This is a genomic window from Niallia sp. WK069_GA_01 (assembly GCF_983173855.1).
The window spans coordinates 635584-653558 of record NZ_OZ470138.1; the positions used below are offsets into that span (position 1 = coordinate 635584).

The window sequence follows — 17975 nt, forward strand, 5'->3', positions numbered from 1 at the left end:
AGATAAATGCGAAAAATATTAGTCAATGCCACAGCAAATGATGCAAGAGGTGCATTGTCACTGACAAAATGCTTCCTGAAGGATCTAAATGAAAATGAGGATCAATTATTAAGGGAGGATATTTTTATCACGGTTTTAGTATCAAATAAGGAGTTATTATCGTATGCCACTAAACAAATAGAAGTAATCTACGATACGAAGCCGAAGAGAAATTTTTATGCTAAATTTGCATATGAATATCAAGTTCTTCCAGCATTAATGAAAGAAAAGAATTACCACGCCTATCTTTCCCTGCAAAATACGGGAATAAAGAAAGGGGAATGGAAACAATTTGTCCTAATTCATACACCGCTTCCATTTATTCAAATTAGCATGAAAGACATCGAAAAAAAGAATTTCCTGAAATATAAAATATTACTAAGAAGTATTTTAGCAAGACAATTAAATAATATGAATGAAATTATTGTGCAAACTGAATGGATGCAAGAAGCGATTAGAAAAATGGGCTACCAGAAGACCATAACCATACATAGACCATCTAGCAGCAATTTCAGCGATTTTTCCAATCCGCTTCCGCAATCCATTGAAGCAAAAATAGGAGAGAATAAGCAGCAAGTTAAGCTATTCTACCCAACAAATAAGGAGAAATACAAAAATAATGAGCGCTTGCTTGCTGCGGTGAAACGATACAACCAGAGAAATAAGCAGCATCAAGTGAAGCTGTATTTAACGATACAAGGGAATGATTGCAAGGATATTACCTATTTAGACAAGGTTCCTTTTGAGTCTATGTATACGTTATATAAGAAAATGGACGCACTTATTTTTCCATCATTTGCTGAAACATTGGGACTGCCCCTTTTGGAAGCAGAGCAGTGTGGGATTGATCGCATCGTTGCAGATAGAGAGTATGCAAAAGAAATTTGTAAAGAGGACGCCTATTATTTTAATCCATTTAGCATTGAATCAATTGTTCAAAGTTTGGAACACTTTGTTTTGGAGCAAAAAGCAGAAAAAGAAGAGAATACAGCTCCCGTTTATTCCTTTGCTAAAAAAGAAGCAAGCTATTTCGACTATATTAAAATAATTCAAAAATCATGGTGATAATATGAAGAAAATAACGTTTGTCATTAACTATTTTTATCCTGATTTTGACTCAACGGCACAACTGATGACGGAGCTCTGCAAAGAACTTCAAAATGACTTTCAAGTTTCTGTCATCGCAGCACAACCAAAAAAGGCTAGCGATATAAATAAAAAGAAACGTTTGGAAAAATCACAATTCGAAAATATGGAAATAACGAGAATTCTTTTACCCGAAGTAAATAAAACATCCAAAGTGAGTAGGATAAAATATATTTTTACCTACTTTTTTTATGCAAACCTCGCACTCCTGAAGGAAAAAAAGGTGGATATTATTTATACCATTTCTACACCTCCTGTTTTAGGCGGACTAATTGGTACAATTGGGAAGTTTTTAAAACGTACAAAGCATGTTTATAATATTCAAGATTTTAACCCAGAGCAGGCAGAAGCTGTAAGCTACACAAATAAAAAATGGGTATTTCAAGCAGCAAAAGCCATTGATAAATTAAATTGCCGCTATTCCGACCATATCGTTTTAGTAGGAAATGATATGGGAGAGACATTAAAAACGAGATTCAAAAACAAAAGAGTACCAGAGCATACAGTTATTAATAACTGGACAGATGAAAAGGACATCATTCCATTAGAAAAGAGCAATGAACAAGTAGCAAATTTTCTAAAACAATACAATATAGACAATAAATTTATTGTGATGTATTCAGGCAATCTTGGACTTTATTATGATTTAGAAAACATTATTAAAATAACAAAAGAATTTCAAGCATATAAAGACCTTGTGTTTGTTTTTATTGGTGAAGGTGCCATGAAAAAGCAAATGCAGGAGTTTATTACAGATAATCACATAGAAAATACAATGTTTTTGCCTTTTCAGCATAAAGATTATATCAAATACTCTTTAAACGCTGCAGATGTTCATCTAGTAGTGAACCAAAAAGGAATAAAAGGAGTATCAGTTCCCAGCAAGATATATGGAGTATTAGCAGCAGGAAAACCAATTATTGGCGTGTTGGAGAAAGGCAGTGAAGCTCAGCGGATTATTACCGAAAGCACATCAGGTATTGTAGTAGAGCCGCAAGACTATAAGATGCTAATACGAACAATTAAAGAAGTATACGATTTACATGTAGATAAAAGAAAGCAACTTGGATTAAATGGTCGCAGCTATTTGGATCAATATTTAAAAAGAGAAATATCAATAGAAAAGTATCAACGTCTCTTACAGCATATTTCTACTGAAACATCCGTTTATGTGGAGGAGACTTCAGTCAAAATACCAGTAGAACATAAAAATTAGAAACAGGTCTTCTGCAGAAGGTCTGTTTTTTTGGGGAGGTATATATTATATGAAGCTAGTTCTCTTGTCAGGAGGGTCAGGGAAAAGACTTTGGCCTCTATCAAATGATACACGCTCGAAACAATTTCTGAAGGTACTGGAAAGTGAAAATGGAGAAAAAACATCGATGGTTCAACGTGTATGGGGGCAGCTGGAAGCATCTGGCCTAGCCGAATCTTCTGTTATCGCAACATCGAAAATGCAGAGCGATATGATTTATAGCCAGCTCGGGCAAGAGATTCCGTTAATTATCGAACCAGAAAGAAGAGATACCTTTCCTGCCATCGCATTAGCCGCTGCTTATTTAGTGTCTGAGGCAAATGTATCGAAGGATGAAGTAATAGTTATCCTGCCTGTCGATCCATATGTAGATGCGCTCTTTTTCGAAAAGATAAAAGAATTAGAACAAGTTTTACGAAGTTCCGATGCAGAATTAGCTTTAATTGGCGTGAATCCGACTTATCCTTCTTCTAAGTATGGCTATATAGTGCCTGGCAAGATTATTTCTAGTGATTATTATGAGGTAAATCATTTTACCGAAAAGCCAAGCGAAGAAAAAGCAGAACTCCTAATCGAACAGAATGCTCTTTGGAACTGTGGGGTTTTTGCTTTTAAATTAAGCTATTTGACGGATATTTTAGTTTCAAAAGGATGGCCGTTGAAATTTGAAAAACTATCACAACAATACTCGCTTCTTCCAAAAATTAGCTTTGATTACGAAATAGTCGAAAAGGCGGAAAGAATCGTCGCCCTTCCTTATAATGGATATTGGAAGGATCTCGGAACATGGAATACGCTAACAGAAGAAATGGCAACGACTCAAATGGGAAAAGGAATCTTAACGAAGGACTCAATTAACACACATCTTGTCAATGAATTGGATATCCCAGTAACAGTGCTTGGGGTAAAAGATATTATCGTTGCTGCCAGTCCGGATGGAATTTTAGTGGCAGACAAAGAATCCAGTCCGAAAATAAAAGAATTAATCAGTAGTTTTGAAGGACCTCCTATGTATGAAGAACGGTTATGGGGATGGTCAAGAGTGCTTGATTATGCAAAATATGATGACGGCCAAGAAATGGTGGCGAAACGTATTTGCATTCACGCAGGCAAAAATTCTTCCTACCACTTTCATCTATTAAGAGATGAAGTTTGGACAATTGTTCGTGGGGAAGGAGAATTAGCATTGGATGATCACATTACGAGAGTAAAAACAGGGGATATTATTCATCTGCCTGCAGAGAAGAAGCATGGAATAAGGGCATTATCAGAATTGGAGTTTGTAGAAGTTCAGACAGGAATTGGAATAAGTGAGATGGACTTTAATCGTCTTTATTTTGAATGGGAAGAAGTAATAGATCATTTTCAGCGATCAAAAGCAAAAGTCATTATATAAAAGTGTAGAGGGAGGAGAGTTTCCTGCTTTTCTATAAGAGGTTGTTCAAAATGTACGGTAAAAAGGGACACGTCGAATCGTTGGCTTATCTTTCACTTCTCACGTCTTGTAAGCAACGTTGAAGTCACCACATTCTGTGGAAGGATGATGCCAGAAGCGAGGCCGCCTTGATCTTCTTGGTCCTTTTTATCCTCGTTGTTGAACATACACTATAAAAATAAATAAACAGCAAAAGGACAATGAAAAATGATGAAACCTCATTACTTAATGTATCTTGCCTTCTTTTTTTTATCATTGGATAATTTTCCATTTATGTTTGGAACAGCATATAAACCAGTCAGCCTCCTTTTTTTAGTGATGTATTTTACCATAAAGATACCAGAAATTATTCGTTTAGAATGGAAAAGAATGGAGTTATTTATTTTCTTTACTATTATGCTAAGCTTTGTGATTAGCGCCGTGATGATAGGATTTAACAACTATAGCTTAGACGGTTTATTCGACAGTGTAACTTCTTTTCTAGCTGGAGTAATCATATACCTGGCGATTAAACATTTTATAATGAAAACGCAACTGGAAGTACGGCTAAAGTCTCTTGAAATGCTGTTATATGGCTATACTATTCCAGTATTTATCGGCCTGCTGCAAGTCATCTATATTTATGTTGCTCCATTGGGTTTTATTGAACATATAACTTCACTTTTTGTAGCAAGAACGGATTATATTAATACAGGGAGGGTTCATTTTACATTTTCTGAACCATCCTTTACATCCATTCATACTAATTTAATTATGATTCCTTCCTTATTTATCCTAAATAAGTTTAAACCTATCAATAGATGTATTAAAGGTATTGTTATCCTATTCTTTATCCTGTCTTTATTAACATTGTCTGTTCGATACTACATGGATATAACATTCGCGCTGATTGTCTACTTTATTCTCTATCTTCGTGTGAAAAATATTTTTAAGCTATTCTTTCTTGTTCCTGCATTAGTAGGAATTTTAGTTGTTGTAATAAATTTCACGGGAAGTTCAAAGGATAGCTATCATGTTCAAAGATTTATGAAAGTAATGGAGAATCCAGAAGAAATAGTCTCTGATCCGTCTTTTCAAATTAGAAATACGTATTCTTCTATAGGATACAATGCTTTTCTTGATAATAAGTTAGTTGGGGTTGGGATTGGAAATTATGTAGACTACTATAAAAAAAATCTGCCAACGGTCAACCATGATTACAAAAAATTCCCAGAACTAATTAATGCGCGTGAACACAGCAATGTCATCGCACAATATAATATGTATACGAGATTGTTATCGGAAATGGGAATAATGGGTTTAATAATTATCTTATTAATGACAGGTATTTTAATTACCTTGCGAAATGATCGTTATAAACTATTTATTTCTATCCTGTTAATATGGACACTAATCCAATTTGACTCTTTTGCTTTTATCCCTATGTATTTAATACTATGTCTAAATAGCAAGAATTGGAATGAGGAGGGTAGCATGAAAAAGTTCGAAAATAAAAATAATTATCTAAATATTAGAAATAAACATTTTTCATCTGCCTTATAAGCTCCGTTTATTTTATCCATCTATTTGAACACTTGTTATCGGAAAACCAAAAGAAGGTTGGAATTGTAAGGAGCTGCTTGACAGTGATAGGAGAAAGCATTGGTTATAAAAGAAGAATAAAGGAGTTAAATATGAAAATCAGTGTGATTATTCCAGTATACAATAGTCAAAATACCATTATGGATGCAATCGAAAGTGTTGTCTCACAAAAAAGAGAGCAAATACGTTTAGAAATCATTATCATTAATGATGGTTCTGTTGATTCCTCACAAGAAGTGATTGTTCCATATATTGAAAAATATTCGGATAAAGAAATCCATATTATCTACCAATATCAAGAAAATAAAGGAGTATCAGCAGCAAGGAATGCCGGCCTCCGATTAGCTACAGGAGATTATATTGCTTTTTTAGATTCAGACGATATATGGATAGAAGGCAAGTTGAAGAAACAGTTAGAACTGTTTCAGGAGGACAAATCACTAGGAATAGTATATGGCCAGTATATTAATAGAGTCATATATACTGATAAAAAAGTAGAACGATTTGTATTAAAACACTTCTATGAAGGAGATATTTATATTCCTTTGTTAAAAGGCAACTTTATAGCAACGTCATCCATGATCATGACAAGAGAGGTTTTTCATTCTGTTGGTTTTTTTGATGAGGAGTTGACCTTGGCAGAGGATTATGATTATTGGCTTCGAATTGCTAAAAAGTTTAAAGGGAAATATAGTAAAGAACCTTTATTAATAAAGACATTTACGGGAGAAAATAATTTAAGTGGTGGAAGAAGCTTGAAGATGCATCGTTTTGCTAGGAAAGTAGTAAATAAAAATCTGGAAGAGTCAACTATTTCCATAGAAAAGAAAAAAGAAATTATTGATTTATTAGATACTAGCTTAGTATATGACTTTATATATGAAGGCCAAAGAAAAAACGCTTGGAACTTAATAGGAAGAAAACTACTGAAAGATAAACTCATCAATAAACAAATGGTTATCTTTTTTTTTCTGGCTTTTTTACCAAGAAATACACTTGATCATCTGCAAGTGGTTAATTCTAAGCTTAAAATATTTTAGTCATATCTTAGAGGTGGAATATTCAGAGATTAATAGGCTTGCGTGAATTTTATTAAAAGGGGATATCTAGATGAAAAAAATTACAGTAATTGGACCGCTTCCACCACCGATACATGGGGAAAGCCTTGCTATACAGTCTATAACAGAATCGAAGAAATTAAATCAGGAATTTATTATTCAATCCATTAATACAAATCGCAAAATTATAAAAAAACCTGGTGGCTTTTCATTAGGAAAAGTGATGCAGGACATAAAAATTATACTGCGAGTCTTTATTTTAAAAACCGATATTGGCTATATCTCCATTTCGCAAACAAAATTAGGCTTATTAAGGGATCTAGTAATCATCCATTTATTGAACTATAAAAAGGTCAAGGTAATCACGCATTTGCATGGAAACAGCTTAGGTTTGACCATTGATAACCTGTCTTCTTTTTGGAAGAAAATAGTGAGGAGTGTATTTAAAAGAGTTAACATCGGCATTGTTTTAGGACAAAGCTTGTCTCATAATTATCAAGGCTTTGTAAAAGATATTAGAGTTGTGCAAAATGGAGTATCGGAAGAATTTCTGTTAAATGAACAAATAGAAAAGGCGATAGAAATAAAGAGTAAAAAAGATTTTGTGCAAATTGTCTACTTGAGTAATTTAATAGAAAGTAAAGGGTTTCTTATATTGGCTAAATGCTGCGCGGAATTGATTCAGGAAGGTCTGTCCATACGTTTAGTTTTAGCTGGTGCTATTCATGAAAAGAAGAGTTATGAGCAATTAATAAAATTGGTAAATAAAGAGAATTGTAAAGATAAAATTATCTATGTAGGGACAGTCTTTGGAACGGAGAAGAAGCAGCTCCTCTTAGATTCAGATGTCATGGTGCTTCCAACGCAATACAAGACAGAAGGGCAGCCTCTATCTATTATTGAAGGAATGGCTGCTGCCTTGCCGATTATCTCCACAAAAGTGGGTTGTATAGAGGATATGATCAACGAAAATGGAATACTCATGGAAGAACCAACGGTAGAAACACTGAAGAAAGCAATAAGAAAATTAGTGAAAGACCCTGAAGCAAGGAAAGGCTATTCCATTAAAAGCAGAAAAATATACAAAGATGAATATACGTTAGACAGCCATCTTCATAAAATGGAGATAATATTTAACGACCTCTAATTTTGTTGTTTTTCATTTCTGGGAAAAAAGAAAAGGAGTGATCAAGATGTCTATCGATGTAAGTGTGATTGTCCCAGTTTATAATGTTGAGCAATATCTTCCAAGATGCTTAGACAGCATTAGAAATCAAACACTACAGAACATAGAAATTATCATAGTTGATGATGGGTCTACTGACTATTCAGGAAGAATCTGTGATGAACATGCAAATCTTGATCCAAGAATTAGGGTTATTCATAAAAAAAATGGTGGATTGTCAGACGCAAGAAATGTTGGATTGGATGTGGCAAAAGGTAAATATATATCTTTTGTGGATAGTGATGATTGGATTTCTCAAACTATGTATGAAAAGCTAGTAAACTTAGCAGAAGAAAATAGAGCAGATATTTCAGAGGGTAAGTACTTAAGAACATCATCGAGCAAGGAAAAACAAAAAGAAAACAGTACATTTGAGATTACTGTTAAAAATAATGTAGATGCATTATTATCGCACTTTAAGAATGAAATGTTTCAGCAAGTAGTGTGGAATAAAATCTATAAAAGGGCATTATATGAAGATGTTAGATTTCCGATAGGGAAAATCCATGAAGATGAGTTTATTACATATAAAATTTTACATCGGGCAAAAAGGCTAGTCGCCACAAATGAAGTCGTATACTACTATTTTCAACGATCAACCAGCATCATAGGCAACGGATTTTCACTCAAAAGTTTGGATCATTTAGAAGCATTAGATACGATGATGACTTATCTAGAAAGAGAATGTCCTGAGCTATGTTCCATTGCCTGTACTAAATATTATTTTGATCATTTTACGAAAATACAAGAATTGATTAGAAATAGAAAGGAAATCGATAACTATCCATCTATTCTTTATAAACAAACGAAAAAATTAATAAAAGGAAGATTTAAAAAATATTTAAAAATAAATATTAAAAATCAGGTTAATCAGTTGACAAAAGATGATGTTCAATTTTTTATCAAACGGCAAAAAAATATTTTATTAAAATATAATTTACTAAAAAGATCTATTACCTTATTTTATTTTGTAAATTTATTTGTTCAAGTAACAAAAAGAAGTATATCAAAACTTGGTATAAATTAAATCGATTTTTTGAATAGAAATCACTTGTTTTCTTTCTGGGGCATTCTTTGATAAAAGCGGAAAGAGGGATTGGTAGTGGTTACATTTCAGGGATAAATAAATCCAATAAATAGGGGGAACATGATTGAAAATATTAATAGATGCCTATGTAGAAAAAAATTTGGGTGATGATCTATTTTTAGAAATACTATTTGACAGATATTCCTCAAATGTTGAATGGTTCATTATTTGTAATTCACAAGAAAAATTAAAAGCATTTGAAAAATATAATGTGAAAATATTCAATAAAAAAATTCATAAATATAAAGACTTTGATGCTGTTATTAATATAGGTGGTTCTATCTTTATGCAGAATGGGAAATGGTGGATGAAGCAGCTGTTGATTCGATGTGTATATGCTATACCAATGAAGCTAAGAAAAAAACCATTATTTATTGTCGGCTGCAATTATGGACCATCAAAAAGTAAATTCATGTATTTCTTTAATCATCTTTTTATTAATCATTTTGTTACAGATATTTGCTTTAGGGATCAAGAGAGCTACCAGTTATTTAAAAAAATTAAACAGGCAAGATATGGTGCAGATATTGTTTATGGTTTAGACACAAGCAATATAAAGCGTCGCCTAAAACAGAAAAATAGAATAGGCATTTGCATAATGAATTTTTCTGATAAAGTTATCAATGATCACTTCACGAAGAAAACAGTTGAATTAACAAAAGTATTAATAGAAAGAAATTACGAAGTAGAATATTTATCATTTTGTGAAGAACAGAATGATAAAGAGACTTTTATTCAAATAACTGAACAGCTAGGGGAGCCCTTCAATCATAAAATTAGGCATGCTATCTATACTGGCAATATCAAAGGATATCTGGAGAAATTAAACAGTTTGAATTTTATTATTACTTTACGATTTCACTCACTCATATTAGCTCAAATTCTAGGAATAAACTATTATCCGATTATTTATAGCAACAAAACTGCCAATGTGCTGAAGGATCAAAACTTTAGTGGAGAGTATACCCACGTTAATCATATAGAACAACTAGACATCACAAATATAATGAAGCGGATAGAAGGGGACAATCAAGTAATGAACCCGAATAGGAAAGAAGAGGCAGCAAATCACTTTGCCAAGATAGATCAATATATGCAAAACACCAATGTGAATTTGAAAAGTGAATACAAAGAATTAAGCTTGTGAATGTATGGGAGATTCTCTCTATTATAGGTAGATAAAATCATAATAAAGAAGGAGATAGTATGAGTAGAGAAGCAACACTTGTAAAGAATACAATAATATTTGCAATTGGCAATTTTTCTTCTAAATTTTTAGGGATTTTAATTCTGCCATTATATACAGCATATCTTAATGCAAGTGAGTATGGATATTATGACCTTGTTATTACTACAGCAAGTTTAATATTGCCATTAGTAAGTTTTCAAATATACGATGGATTATATAGAAATTTATTAGAAGAAGATAAATTAGAAGAACGTAAAAAGAATATCAGCTCCACCTTTCTTATTACGGTTAGAAACTTAGTTGTGTTTGATGTATTCTATATTATTGCTAATACATTTTACTTAAACATACAGAGCGGGAATTTAATAATAGCGTATATAAATGTTTTTATTCTTTTTACTGTGTATATACAAATAGCACGTGGATTAAGAGAAAATATGGTCTTTTCAATAGCTGGAATATTAAACACCTTTTTAATTGTTTTATTTACCGTATTTTTTATTACAAAGCTCGATTTAAAGGTATCTGGGTTATTGATTGCTATGATTCTTTCATATGGTCTATGTATTGTGTATCTTGAGGTAAAACTAAAGGTTTTTCGCTATATTGATTTTTCCATGCTGGATAAAAATGTTTCTAAGAGTTTAATCATGTACTCTCTACCTCTTATCCCCAATACGATTAGCTGGTGGATAATGAATGTATCGGATCGATTTTTGTTAACTCATTTTGTTGGTCTAGATGCAAATGGTTTATATGCAATTGCAAATAAATTTCCTTCCATACTATTAGCTATTAATAGTGTTTTCTACCTTTCCTGGCAGGAAACATCAATAACGGAGTATAATTCGAAAGATCGCAATGAGTTTTATTCCAAGATGTTTAATAACCTGTTAGTATTCCAATTTTCACTACTCCTTGTGCTTATTGCATTTACAAAGCCAATGATGACTCTTTTAGTAGACAGAGAATTTTTCAATGCGTGGAAATATGTTCCCTTCCTTTATATTGGAGCAATATTCTATGCATTTTCGTCTTTTTACGGTACTGGTTTTTTAAGTGCAAAGAAAACAAAAGGAGCATTTTATAGTTCTATTTTTGGTTCATTAGCTAATATTGTAATGAATATTATGCTTATTCCTTTTATTGGCATTCAGGGAGCATCTATTTCTACTATGCTATCTTTTATAATTATGTGGATTATTAGGATTAAGCAAACGAAAAGCTTCTTTCATATTAAAATAAAAAAAGCACAGTTTCTTCTCTTAGCTACTCTATCTATATTATCAATCGTCCTTTATTATTTGGATAATGTATACCTTAATTATTCATTAATGATAATATCCTTGGTATCTTTCTTGAAGTTTAATCAGAAGTTGATAGCTCCAATAATAGGGAAAATGTCAATACAATGGAAAAAGAGACAAAAGGCTTCGTAATGAATACAGCTGTTGAATTTCTATTAATTGAAGAAAGTGAGTTGTTTTGACAATGGAGAATAAACAATCATTATCATCTTATTTATTATTTGACATACAATTTAATTTCGTAAGAAGGTACAAACAACTAATACTTAATTCCAATGAATTTGTTATCAATAAGGATTTAAAAAATAAAAAGAAGATGATCGTCATGCAAACTCCTAATCACGGAAATTTAGGCGATCAAGCAATAGCATATGCTCAAAAGAAATTTATAAAAGATCACTTTAAGGATTATACCTATTTAGAGGTATCTTTTAACGATGTAGTTAAAGGAACGAAAAATATTCAGAAAGTTCTAAATGATGAGGACATAATTTTTATCCACGGTGGTGGAAATATGGGAGATATGTATTTAAACGAAGAGTATATTAGAAGATATATAATAAAAAAATATAAGAACAATAAAATTGTCTCATTTCCTCAAACGATTAGTTTTAGTTCCAATTATATCGGAAAAAAAGAACTGAAAAAAACACAAAAAATATATAAAAACTGTCAGAACCTTGTTTTAATAGCTCGAGAAATGAAATCATATCTATTAATGAAAAAATATTTTGATTCAAACCAAATTATTTTAACACCTGATATAGTTCTTTCATTAGATAAGCGGACTAACAGTAAAAGGAAGGGTGTCTTAACTTGTTTTAGAAGTGACCAAGAAAAGGTGATGAATACTGATTTTAAGTCAGCACTGTTAAAAAAATTAAAAGATGAATACCAACAAGTAACGGTAAGTGATACCGTAGTTAATAATATGATCTTTAGTGATACTCGAGATATTGAATTAAATAAAATATGGAGTAAGTTTAAACAAGCCGATGTAGTACTTACTGATAGGCTGCACGGCATGATATTTTGTGTTATAACAGGGACTCCTTGTATTGTTTTTAAAAATGCTAACCATAAAATCGAAGCAAGTTATAATGATTGGTTACAAAGTATTCATTATATAAAATTCATAGATACGAATGACGTAAAAATTGTGAACGAAGTAATGGAAGTAATTGAAAAAGTAAAAAAAGCAAGTAAAGAAAATGTTAAATATATGGGCTTAAAAGAATCCTTTCTGCCACTAATCAATGATTTAAATAAATATAAGGAAAACGATCAATTAAATTTAGAAGCGAAATAAATATTGTTAATTTATCCCCTTCTTAATGGGCAGTAAAGCTCCTCCTTAAGATTTTAAGAAATCTAGGTGGGGGATGGAAGTTTTACTTTATAGAAAAGGAGAACCAATGAAAACAATTGCCTATTATATTTCAGATTATGGCTATGGGCATGCTGCAAGGAGCATTGCTATTATTCGGAAACTATTGGCTGCAGATAGGAACCTGATAATCATTATTTGTCATTCATTTGCATTACCATTTATAAAAAAATCCCTTTCATCTAAGAGAGTTTCTTATCGAGAAATTCAAACAGATATTGGCTATATTCTAAAAAGAGATTCCATTTTCCCTGATAAAGATAAATTGTTGGCAGTATATAATCTTTTTGTAGAAAATTGGGGTGATAAAATACAAATCGAGAATAAATTTCTCTCAACTAAAAACGTTAATCTAGTTATTTCCGATATTTCTCCATTGCCTTTTGAAGCTGCAGCAAACTTGAATATTCCCTCTGTCGGATTATCTAATTTTACCTGGTATACAGCATATGAGAATTTAATAGAAGAAACTTTATTATCTCCATTAAAACGTGCTTATGAACATATGACCTACTTTTTTTCTCTAAGTGGAAACGCTGAAAGGAATTGGGGAAAACAAAGTGTCTATGAATTTTTTGCAAGAGAGATAAATAGCAAGGAAATAGAAAACTTGAAGAGAAATGCTTACATAAATGGTAAGAGGAAGCATATTGTTTTTTTAGGAATAGGCATGAAAATGGAACAAGGATTATTAGAAAATCTCCCTATTTGGGACAGCCCTGATTGTGTTTTCCTTGTATCGTCAAATATCCAAGTGGCGAAGCAAAATGTTATCTCTATCCCCTCTGATTATACAGAATCGCAGAACTATATTGCGGCATCAGACTTAGTCATTACAAAAGCGGGGTGGGGGACAGTTAGTGAAGCAGTTGTGAAGCAAGTTCCGCTATTGCTTATAAACCGAGAATCAATGAAAGAAGACAGGAATACGATTGAAGCGCTTCAAAATAAACATTTATGTGAAACGATTCAATGGGAGGACTTCCAGACACTTCAATTAGATAGAGGAAAAATCTCTGCTTATCGTAAGAGGACGAAAGAAAAAGGGGGAGCGCAACAAAATCAAGCAGTACGTATAGCGAACGATTTACTAGCGATAATAAATAAAAAATGAATAGCTCAGAGAATTCTTTTTCATCAATAAAGTTCTAAAAAAGACCGCTGGCAATGCTTGATAAGCATTGCCAGCGGTCTTTTTGTGTTTGTCAGCTATTAATATTAATTAATCAACCATCATTAATTCAGACACTTCCTCGTGCGAATCCTGTTGTTGTCTAAAATATAACTGTCGGTAAACTCCATCTTGTGCGATTAATTCCTCGTGATTTCCTTCTTGAACAATTTTTCCGTTATTCATAACGACAATTTTATCCGCTTGTTTAATGGTAGATAATCGATGGGCGATAATAATGGTTGTTCGGTCGCCTTTCAAATTTTCTAAAGCATTCTTTATTCTGTACTCCGTTTCACTGTCCAGGGAAGCGGTGGATTCGTCCATTAAGATAATAGGTGCATCTTTCAGTATTCCTCTTGCAATGGCTAATCGTTGCTTTTGCCCGCCTGATAATTTGGCACCTCTTTCTCCAATTTCGGTATCATACCCATTTGGCAATGATTCAATAAAGGAATGAATATCTGCTAATTTGGCAGCATGTAATAAGGTTTTCTCTGATATAGATGGATTAGCATACGTAAGGTTTTCTCGAATGGTGCCATTAAAAAGATAGCTTTCCTGTGGTATATAGGCAAGCTTACTTCTTAATTCAGAAGGAGATAAATCCTCAATGGAAATATCATCAAAGAATATAGAGCCTTTATTTACTTTATAAAATCCTAGCAGCAATTGAAGCAAAGTGGTTTTTCCTGCACCGCTTATTCCTACAATACCGACTGTTTTCCCAGCGGGTATGACTAGATTAAAGTCTTGAAAAATTGGCTGATTGGATTCATAGCCAAATGCAACATTTCGAAAGGCGATATTCTTTTTTAACGGTTTCGAGGGAATAAAAGCTGGGAATTCATTCGTTTCAGTCTTCTGATTAAAGACAGCGGAAATTCTTTCAACTGCTGCTAGAGAACGTTGAAAAGAAGCCCATTGTGAAGCGAGCCCATTTAAAGGATAAACAAGGTGGTTGATAAGATTGACAAATGCTAATACAGCTCCCACGGTTAGCGATCCTTTTGAAATTAATACAGCTCCTAAACCTAGGCTGGTTATATAGGCAATTAATCCAATTCCGTTTCCTCCTGCATTATACAAACCACGCAATTTTGCGTTGGAAAGCTCAATAGAATAAAGTTTTCTAGTTTGAGCATTGTACTTGTTAGATAAGGTCTTTTCTAATAAAAAAGACCGAACAACAAAAGTACCATGAAAAATATCACTCAGATGATTATTCATACTACCAATTAATTGATGGATCTGTCTGCTGCTGTTTCGTAAAAGTACACCAAACACTAATCCACTGCATAATGCGATCGGAGCTATGCAGAGGGGGATAATAGAAAGTTGCCAGCTTACATGAACTAAATAGATAAAAACAGCAATAGACATGAAAGGAAGCTTTAAAAAGTTAAGTAAATTTTTTCCGATCATCGCATCAATACTATTAATATCGTTAGTAAAGTGAGCTAATAATTCACCAGTTCGAAAGGCTGCTAGTTTGTTTACCGGAAGAAATAACAGATGATTTAAAAGGTTTTCTCTTACATCCTGTTTTATTGCATTAGCTGCCCGGGAATCCAGATACGTAATTAAATACGTATTCGAGAGATTGATGAAAACAATAAGCGTACCCAGTGGAATTAATTGCTTTACCTGTTGTAAGTTGCTATCAATGGCTGCGTTTGTAATTTTACCTAAGAACCAAGCAAAAGCAATGGTAATGAATATATCAAGTAAAATAGAAAGAAATAAAAGGGTATATATTTTCCAATGTTTTGAAATATACCCTTTAAGAAAGGAAGAATATACTTTTTTATTGGAAGTAGACAAGATAGATTTTAGATGTACTAATTTCTGAACTAGAATAGGATGTTCCATTCCATAACTCCCTTCATTAAATAGTTGAAAATTGGATATAGGCAAAGGTTTGACGGTAAGTTCATTATAAAGAACGTTCGTTATAAAGTAAATATAAGGAGTGCAATATTGTTTTTTAATTTCAAAGAATAAACTGATAGTTATAAGTTAAATGATGATATATCAATGAAAATCGTAGAATTATATAGTTGACAGAATATTATTTGAGTTGTAACATTATTCTTAATAAAGAACGAATGATATAAAAAATATTAAAAAAGAAAGGAGGATAAGATGAGTGCGATTATAGGAATTCTTCATCATAATCAGGAGCCGATATCGGAAGAACAAGGAATAAATATGATGGAGAAATTACAAAAATATCCTGCAGATGCCGTTCGGATTTGGAGTGATGAGAAGGTTTTTCTTGGCTGTCATTCACAATGGATTACACCTGAATCAATTAGTGAACAGTTGCCTTATTATGATGATCATTCTGAAATGGTTATAAATGCAGATGCTATTATCGATAATCGTAAGGAACTATTTGAAATGCTGCAAATAGGAAAAGGTCAGAGAGAAAGTATCTCGGATAGTACACTAATTTTGCTGGCATACAAAAAATGGGGAAAAGAAGCACCTAAATTTCTAATTGGAGATTTCGTTTTTATCATATGGGATAAAAAAAAGCAGCTCCTTTTTGGGGCAAGAGACTTTTCAGGGAATCGAACACTTTATTATTATCGAAATATTCATAGATTTGCATGTAGTACCGTTATGGAGCCGCTATTTTCCTTGCCTTATATTGAAAAGGAACTGAATGAAGATTGGCTTGCTGAATTTTTAGTTCTACCAGATAGAGTAGAAACGATAAATCCCATTTCTACTGTTTTTAAAAATATTGAACAAATTCCACCAGCTCATACTATGTCCGTTGAAAATGGAAGCTTAACCTTTTCCAAATACTGCATGCTGCCAGAAGGGAACTTGTTAAAGCTTAATTCTAATGAGGAATATGAAGAAGCATTTAGAGATGTATATGAAAAGGCAGTAACAGCGAGACTTAGAACATATGGCGAAGTGGGAGCACATTTAAGTGGAGGATTGGATTCAGGTTCCGTAGTGAGCTTTGCTGCTAAAGCGTTAAAAAAAGAAAAGAGAATTCTCCATACATATAGCAGCATTCCAGAAGAAAACTTCAAAGATTGGACACCGAAGAATAGGGTAGCCGATGAACGGCCATTTATCCATTCAACTGTTAAATATGTAGGAAATATTCAGGATAACTACCTGGATTTTAAAGGGAAAAGTCCACTAACTGAAATAGATGAATGGCTAGAAATTTTGGAGATGCCATATAAATTCTTCGAGAATTCATTTTGGATGAATGGAATTTATGAACAAGCAAAACAACAGGGAATAAGAGTTCTGCTTAATGGAGCTAGAGGAAACTGGACTGTTTCCTGGGGACCAGTACTAGATTATCAAGCAATGCTAATGAAAAAGTTGAAATGGATCCATCTCTATAAGGAAATATATCGTTGTAGCCATGAAATAGGAATAAAAAGATGGAGGCTTTTATCGATAGCGGGGAAAAAAGCGTACCCTTTGTTAACGAAAATACAACAAGTTTATGCAGAACCACCATCACCATTATTAATTAATGCGGCTTTTGCCAAAAGAACAGATATTTTAAATAGATTAGAAGAACAGGGGATTAGCAGAGAGTATGCAAGTGTTCGAGATGCCTATCAAGAAAGAAAAAATCATTTTGAACAATCCTATTCTTGGAATATTAATGGAGTTGTAGGAACAAAAATGTCACTCTACCACTCCATTTGGGAACGCGACCCTACTAATGATTTGCGAGTTGTTCGCTTTTGTTTATCGCTTCCAGCAGAACAAGGAGTTCAAAATGGAGTGGGAAGATCGCTTATAAGAAGGTCTACTGAAGGGTTTCTACCAGATAATATTAGGTTGAATCAGCGGATACGTGGAATTCAAGGTGCTGATGGAATACACAGGATGATGCCAAACTGGAGTGCATTTATAAAAGAATTGCAGCAGCTATGTGAAGATCAGGAATTTGCCGAATATTTCAATACATCGATGGTGAAAGAAGCTATTTCAAAGATTAAGGTAAATCCTTCAGTAGATATAATCTATTCGAAAGAATTAAAAACAGTAATGAGAAGTTTAATTGTGTATCGATTTTTAAAACAAAATTTTTGAAAGGAGGTGAAA

The 17975-nt window shown here is 32.8% G+C and carries 13 protein-coding genes; 12 read left to right on the top strand and 1 reads right to left on the bottom strand.

Translation table 11 applies throughout. The features are described from left to right. Window positions 1–6 precede the first annotated feature (6 nt). From AC5LWL_RS03110 to AC5LWL_RS03160, 11 genes are all read left to right on the top strand, one after another. A complete protein-coding gene (locus AC5LWL_RS03110; RefSeq protein WP_493432960.1) occupies window positions 7–1104 on the top strand; it encodes a glycosyltransferase in 1098 nt (365 codons plus the stop codon). Between the two features lie 4 nt (window positions 1105–1108). Further along, window positions 1109–2401 (top strand): glycosyltransferase family 4 protein, encoded by a 1293-nt coding sequence (locus AC5LWL_RS03115; protein ID WP_493432961.1) that lies wholly within the window; start codon window positions 1109–1111, stop codon window positions 2399–2401. 49 nt (window positions 2402–2450) lie between these two features. Beyond that, on the top strand, window positions 2451–3836 hold the full coding sequence (locus AC5LWL_RS03120) for a sugar phosphate nucleotidyltransferase (RefSeq protein WP_493432962.1): 1386 nt from the start codon (window positions 2451–2453) through the stop codon (window positions 3834–3836). A gap of 246 nt (window positions 3837–4082) precedes the next feature. Beyond that, complete coding sequence (locus AC5LWL_RS03125) at window positions 4083–5417, top strand: O-antigen ligase family protein (protein ID WP_493432963.1); 1335 nt, start codon at window positions 4083–4085, stop codon at window positions 5415–5417. A gap of 83 nt (window positions 5418–5500) precedes the next feature. After that, a complete protein-coding gene (locus AC5LWL_RS03130) occupies window positions 5501–6496 on the top strand; it encodes a glycosyltransferase family 2 protein (protein ID WP_493432964.1) in 996 nt (331 codons plus the stop codon). Between the two features lie 70 nt (window positions 6497–6566). Then, the gene (locus AC5LWL_RS03135) at window positions 6567–7661 is read left to right on the top strand and encodes a glycosyltransferase family 4 protein (RefSeq protein WP_493432965.1); all 1095 of its coding nucleotides are present in this window, start codon (window positions 6567–6569) and stop codon (window positions 7659–7661) included. 46 nt (window positions 7662–7707) lie between these two features. Then, the gene (locus AC5LWL_RS03140) at window positions 7708–8766 is read left to right on the top strand and encodes a glycosyltransferase (RefSeq protein ID WP_493432966.1); all 1059 of its coding nucleotides are present in this window, start codon (window positions 7708–7710) and stop codon (window positions 8764–8766) included. Window positions 8767–8890: 124 nt separating this feature from the next. Continuing rightward, window positions 8891–9973 (top strand): polysaccharide pyruvyl transferase family protein, encoded by a 1083-nt coding sequence (locus tag AC5LWL_RS03145; RefSeq protein ID WP_493432967.1) that lies wholly within the window; start codon window positions 8891–8893, stop codon window positions 9971–9973. A 59-nt stretch (window positions 9974–10032) separates the two neighbouring features. Then, entirely contained in the window at window positions 10033–11454 is a 1422-nt protein-coding gene (locus tag AC5LWL_RS03150) for an oligosaccharide flippase family protein (RefSeq protein ID WP_493432968.1), read from the top strand. A gap of 52 nt (window positions 11455–11506) precedes the next feature. Next, window positions 11507–12631: a polysaccharide pyruvyl transferase family protein gene (locus tag AC5LWL_RS03155; RefSeq protein ID WP_493432969.1), complete on the top strand. Its 1125-nt coding sequence runs from the start codon at window positions 11507–11509 to the stop codon at window positions 12629–12631. Between the two features lie 73 nt (window positions 12632–12704). Then, window positions 12705–13823, top strand: coding sequence for a glycosyltransferase (locus AC5LWL_RS03160; RefSeq protein ID WP_493432970.1), 1119 nt, complete (start codon window positions 12705–12707; stop codon window positions 13821–13823). Window positions 13824–13931: 108 nt separating this feature from the next. Here AC5LWL_RS03160 and AC5LWL_RS03165 read toward each other — a convergent pair whose 3' ends face one another. Further along, on the bottom strand, window positions 13932–15752 hold the full coding sequence (locus tag AC5LWL_RS03165; protein ID WP_493432971.1) for an ABC transporter ATP-binding protein: 1821 nt from the start codon (window positions 15750–15752) through the stop codon (window positions 13932–13934). A gap of 273 nt (window positions 15753–16025) precedes the next feature. Here AC5LWL_RS03165 and AC5LWL_RS03170 point away from each other — a divergent pair, with 273 nt between their 5' ends. Next, window positions 16026–17963 (top strand): asparagine synthase-related protein, encoded by a 1938-nt coding sequence (locus AC5LWL_RS03170; protein WP_493432972.1) that lies wholly within the window; start codon window positions 16026–16028, stop codon window positions 17961–17963. Window positions 17964–17975 lie beyond the last annotated feature (12 nt).

Coding starts and splice junctions, on each gene's coding strand:
- AC5LWL_RS03110 (WP_493432960.1), top strand. CDS start 7: ATGCGAAAAATATTAGTCAATGCCACAGCAAATGATGCAAGAGGTGCA.
- AC5LWL_RS03140 (WP_493432966.1), top strand. CDS start 7,708: ATGTCTATCGATGTAAGTGTGATTGTCCCAGTTTATAATGTTGAGCAA.
- AC5LWL_RS03125 (WP_493432963.1), top strand. CDS start 4,083: ATGATGAAACCTCATTACTTAATGTATCTTGCCTTCTTTTTTTTATCA.
- AC5LWL_RS03115 (WP_493432961.1), top strand. CDS start 1,109: ATGAAGAAAATAACGTTTGTCATTAACTATTTTTATCCTGATTTTGAC.
- AC5LWL_RS03120 (WP_493432962.1), top strand. CDS start 2,451: ATGAAGCTAGTTCTCTTGTCAGGAGGGTCAGGGAAAAGACTTTGGCCT.
- AC5LWL_RS03160 (WP_493432970.1), top strand. CDS start 12,705: ATGGAAGTTTTACTTTATAGAAAAGGAGAACCAATGAAAACAATTGCC.
- AC5LWL_RS03150 (WP_493432968.1), top strand. CDS start 10,033: ATGAGTAGAGAAGCAACACTTGTAAAGAATACAATAATATTTGCAATT.
- AC5LWL_RS03165 (WP_493432971.1), bottom strand. CDS start 15,752: ATGGAACATCCTATTCTAGTTCAGAAATTAGTACATCTAAAATCTATC.
- AC5LWL_RS03155 (WP_493432969.1), top strand. CDS start 11,507: ATGGAGAATAAACAATCATTATCATCTTATTTATTATTTGACATACAA.
- AC5LWL_RS03170 (WP_493432972.1), top strand. CDS start 16,026: ATGAGTGCGATTATAGGAATTCTTCATCATAATCAGGAGCCGATATCG.
- AC5LWL_RS03135 (WP_493432965.1), top strand. CDS start 6,567: ATGAAAAAAATTACAGTAATTGGACCGCTTCCACCACCGATACATGGG.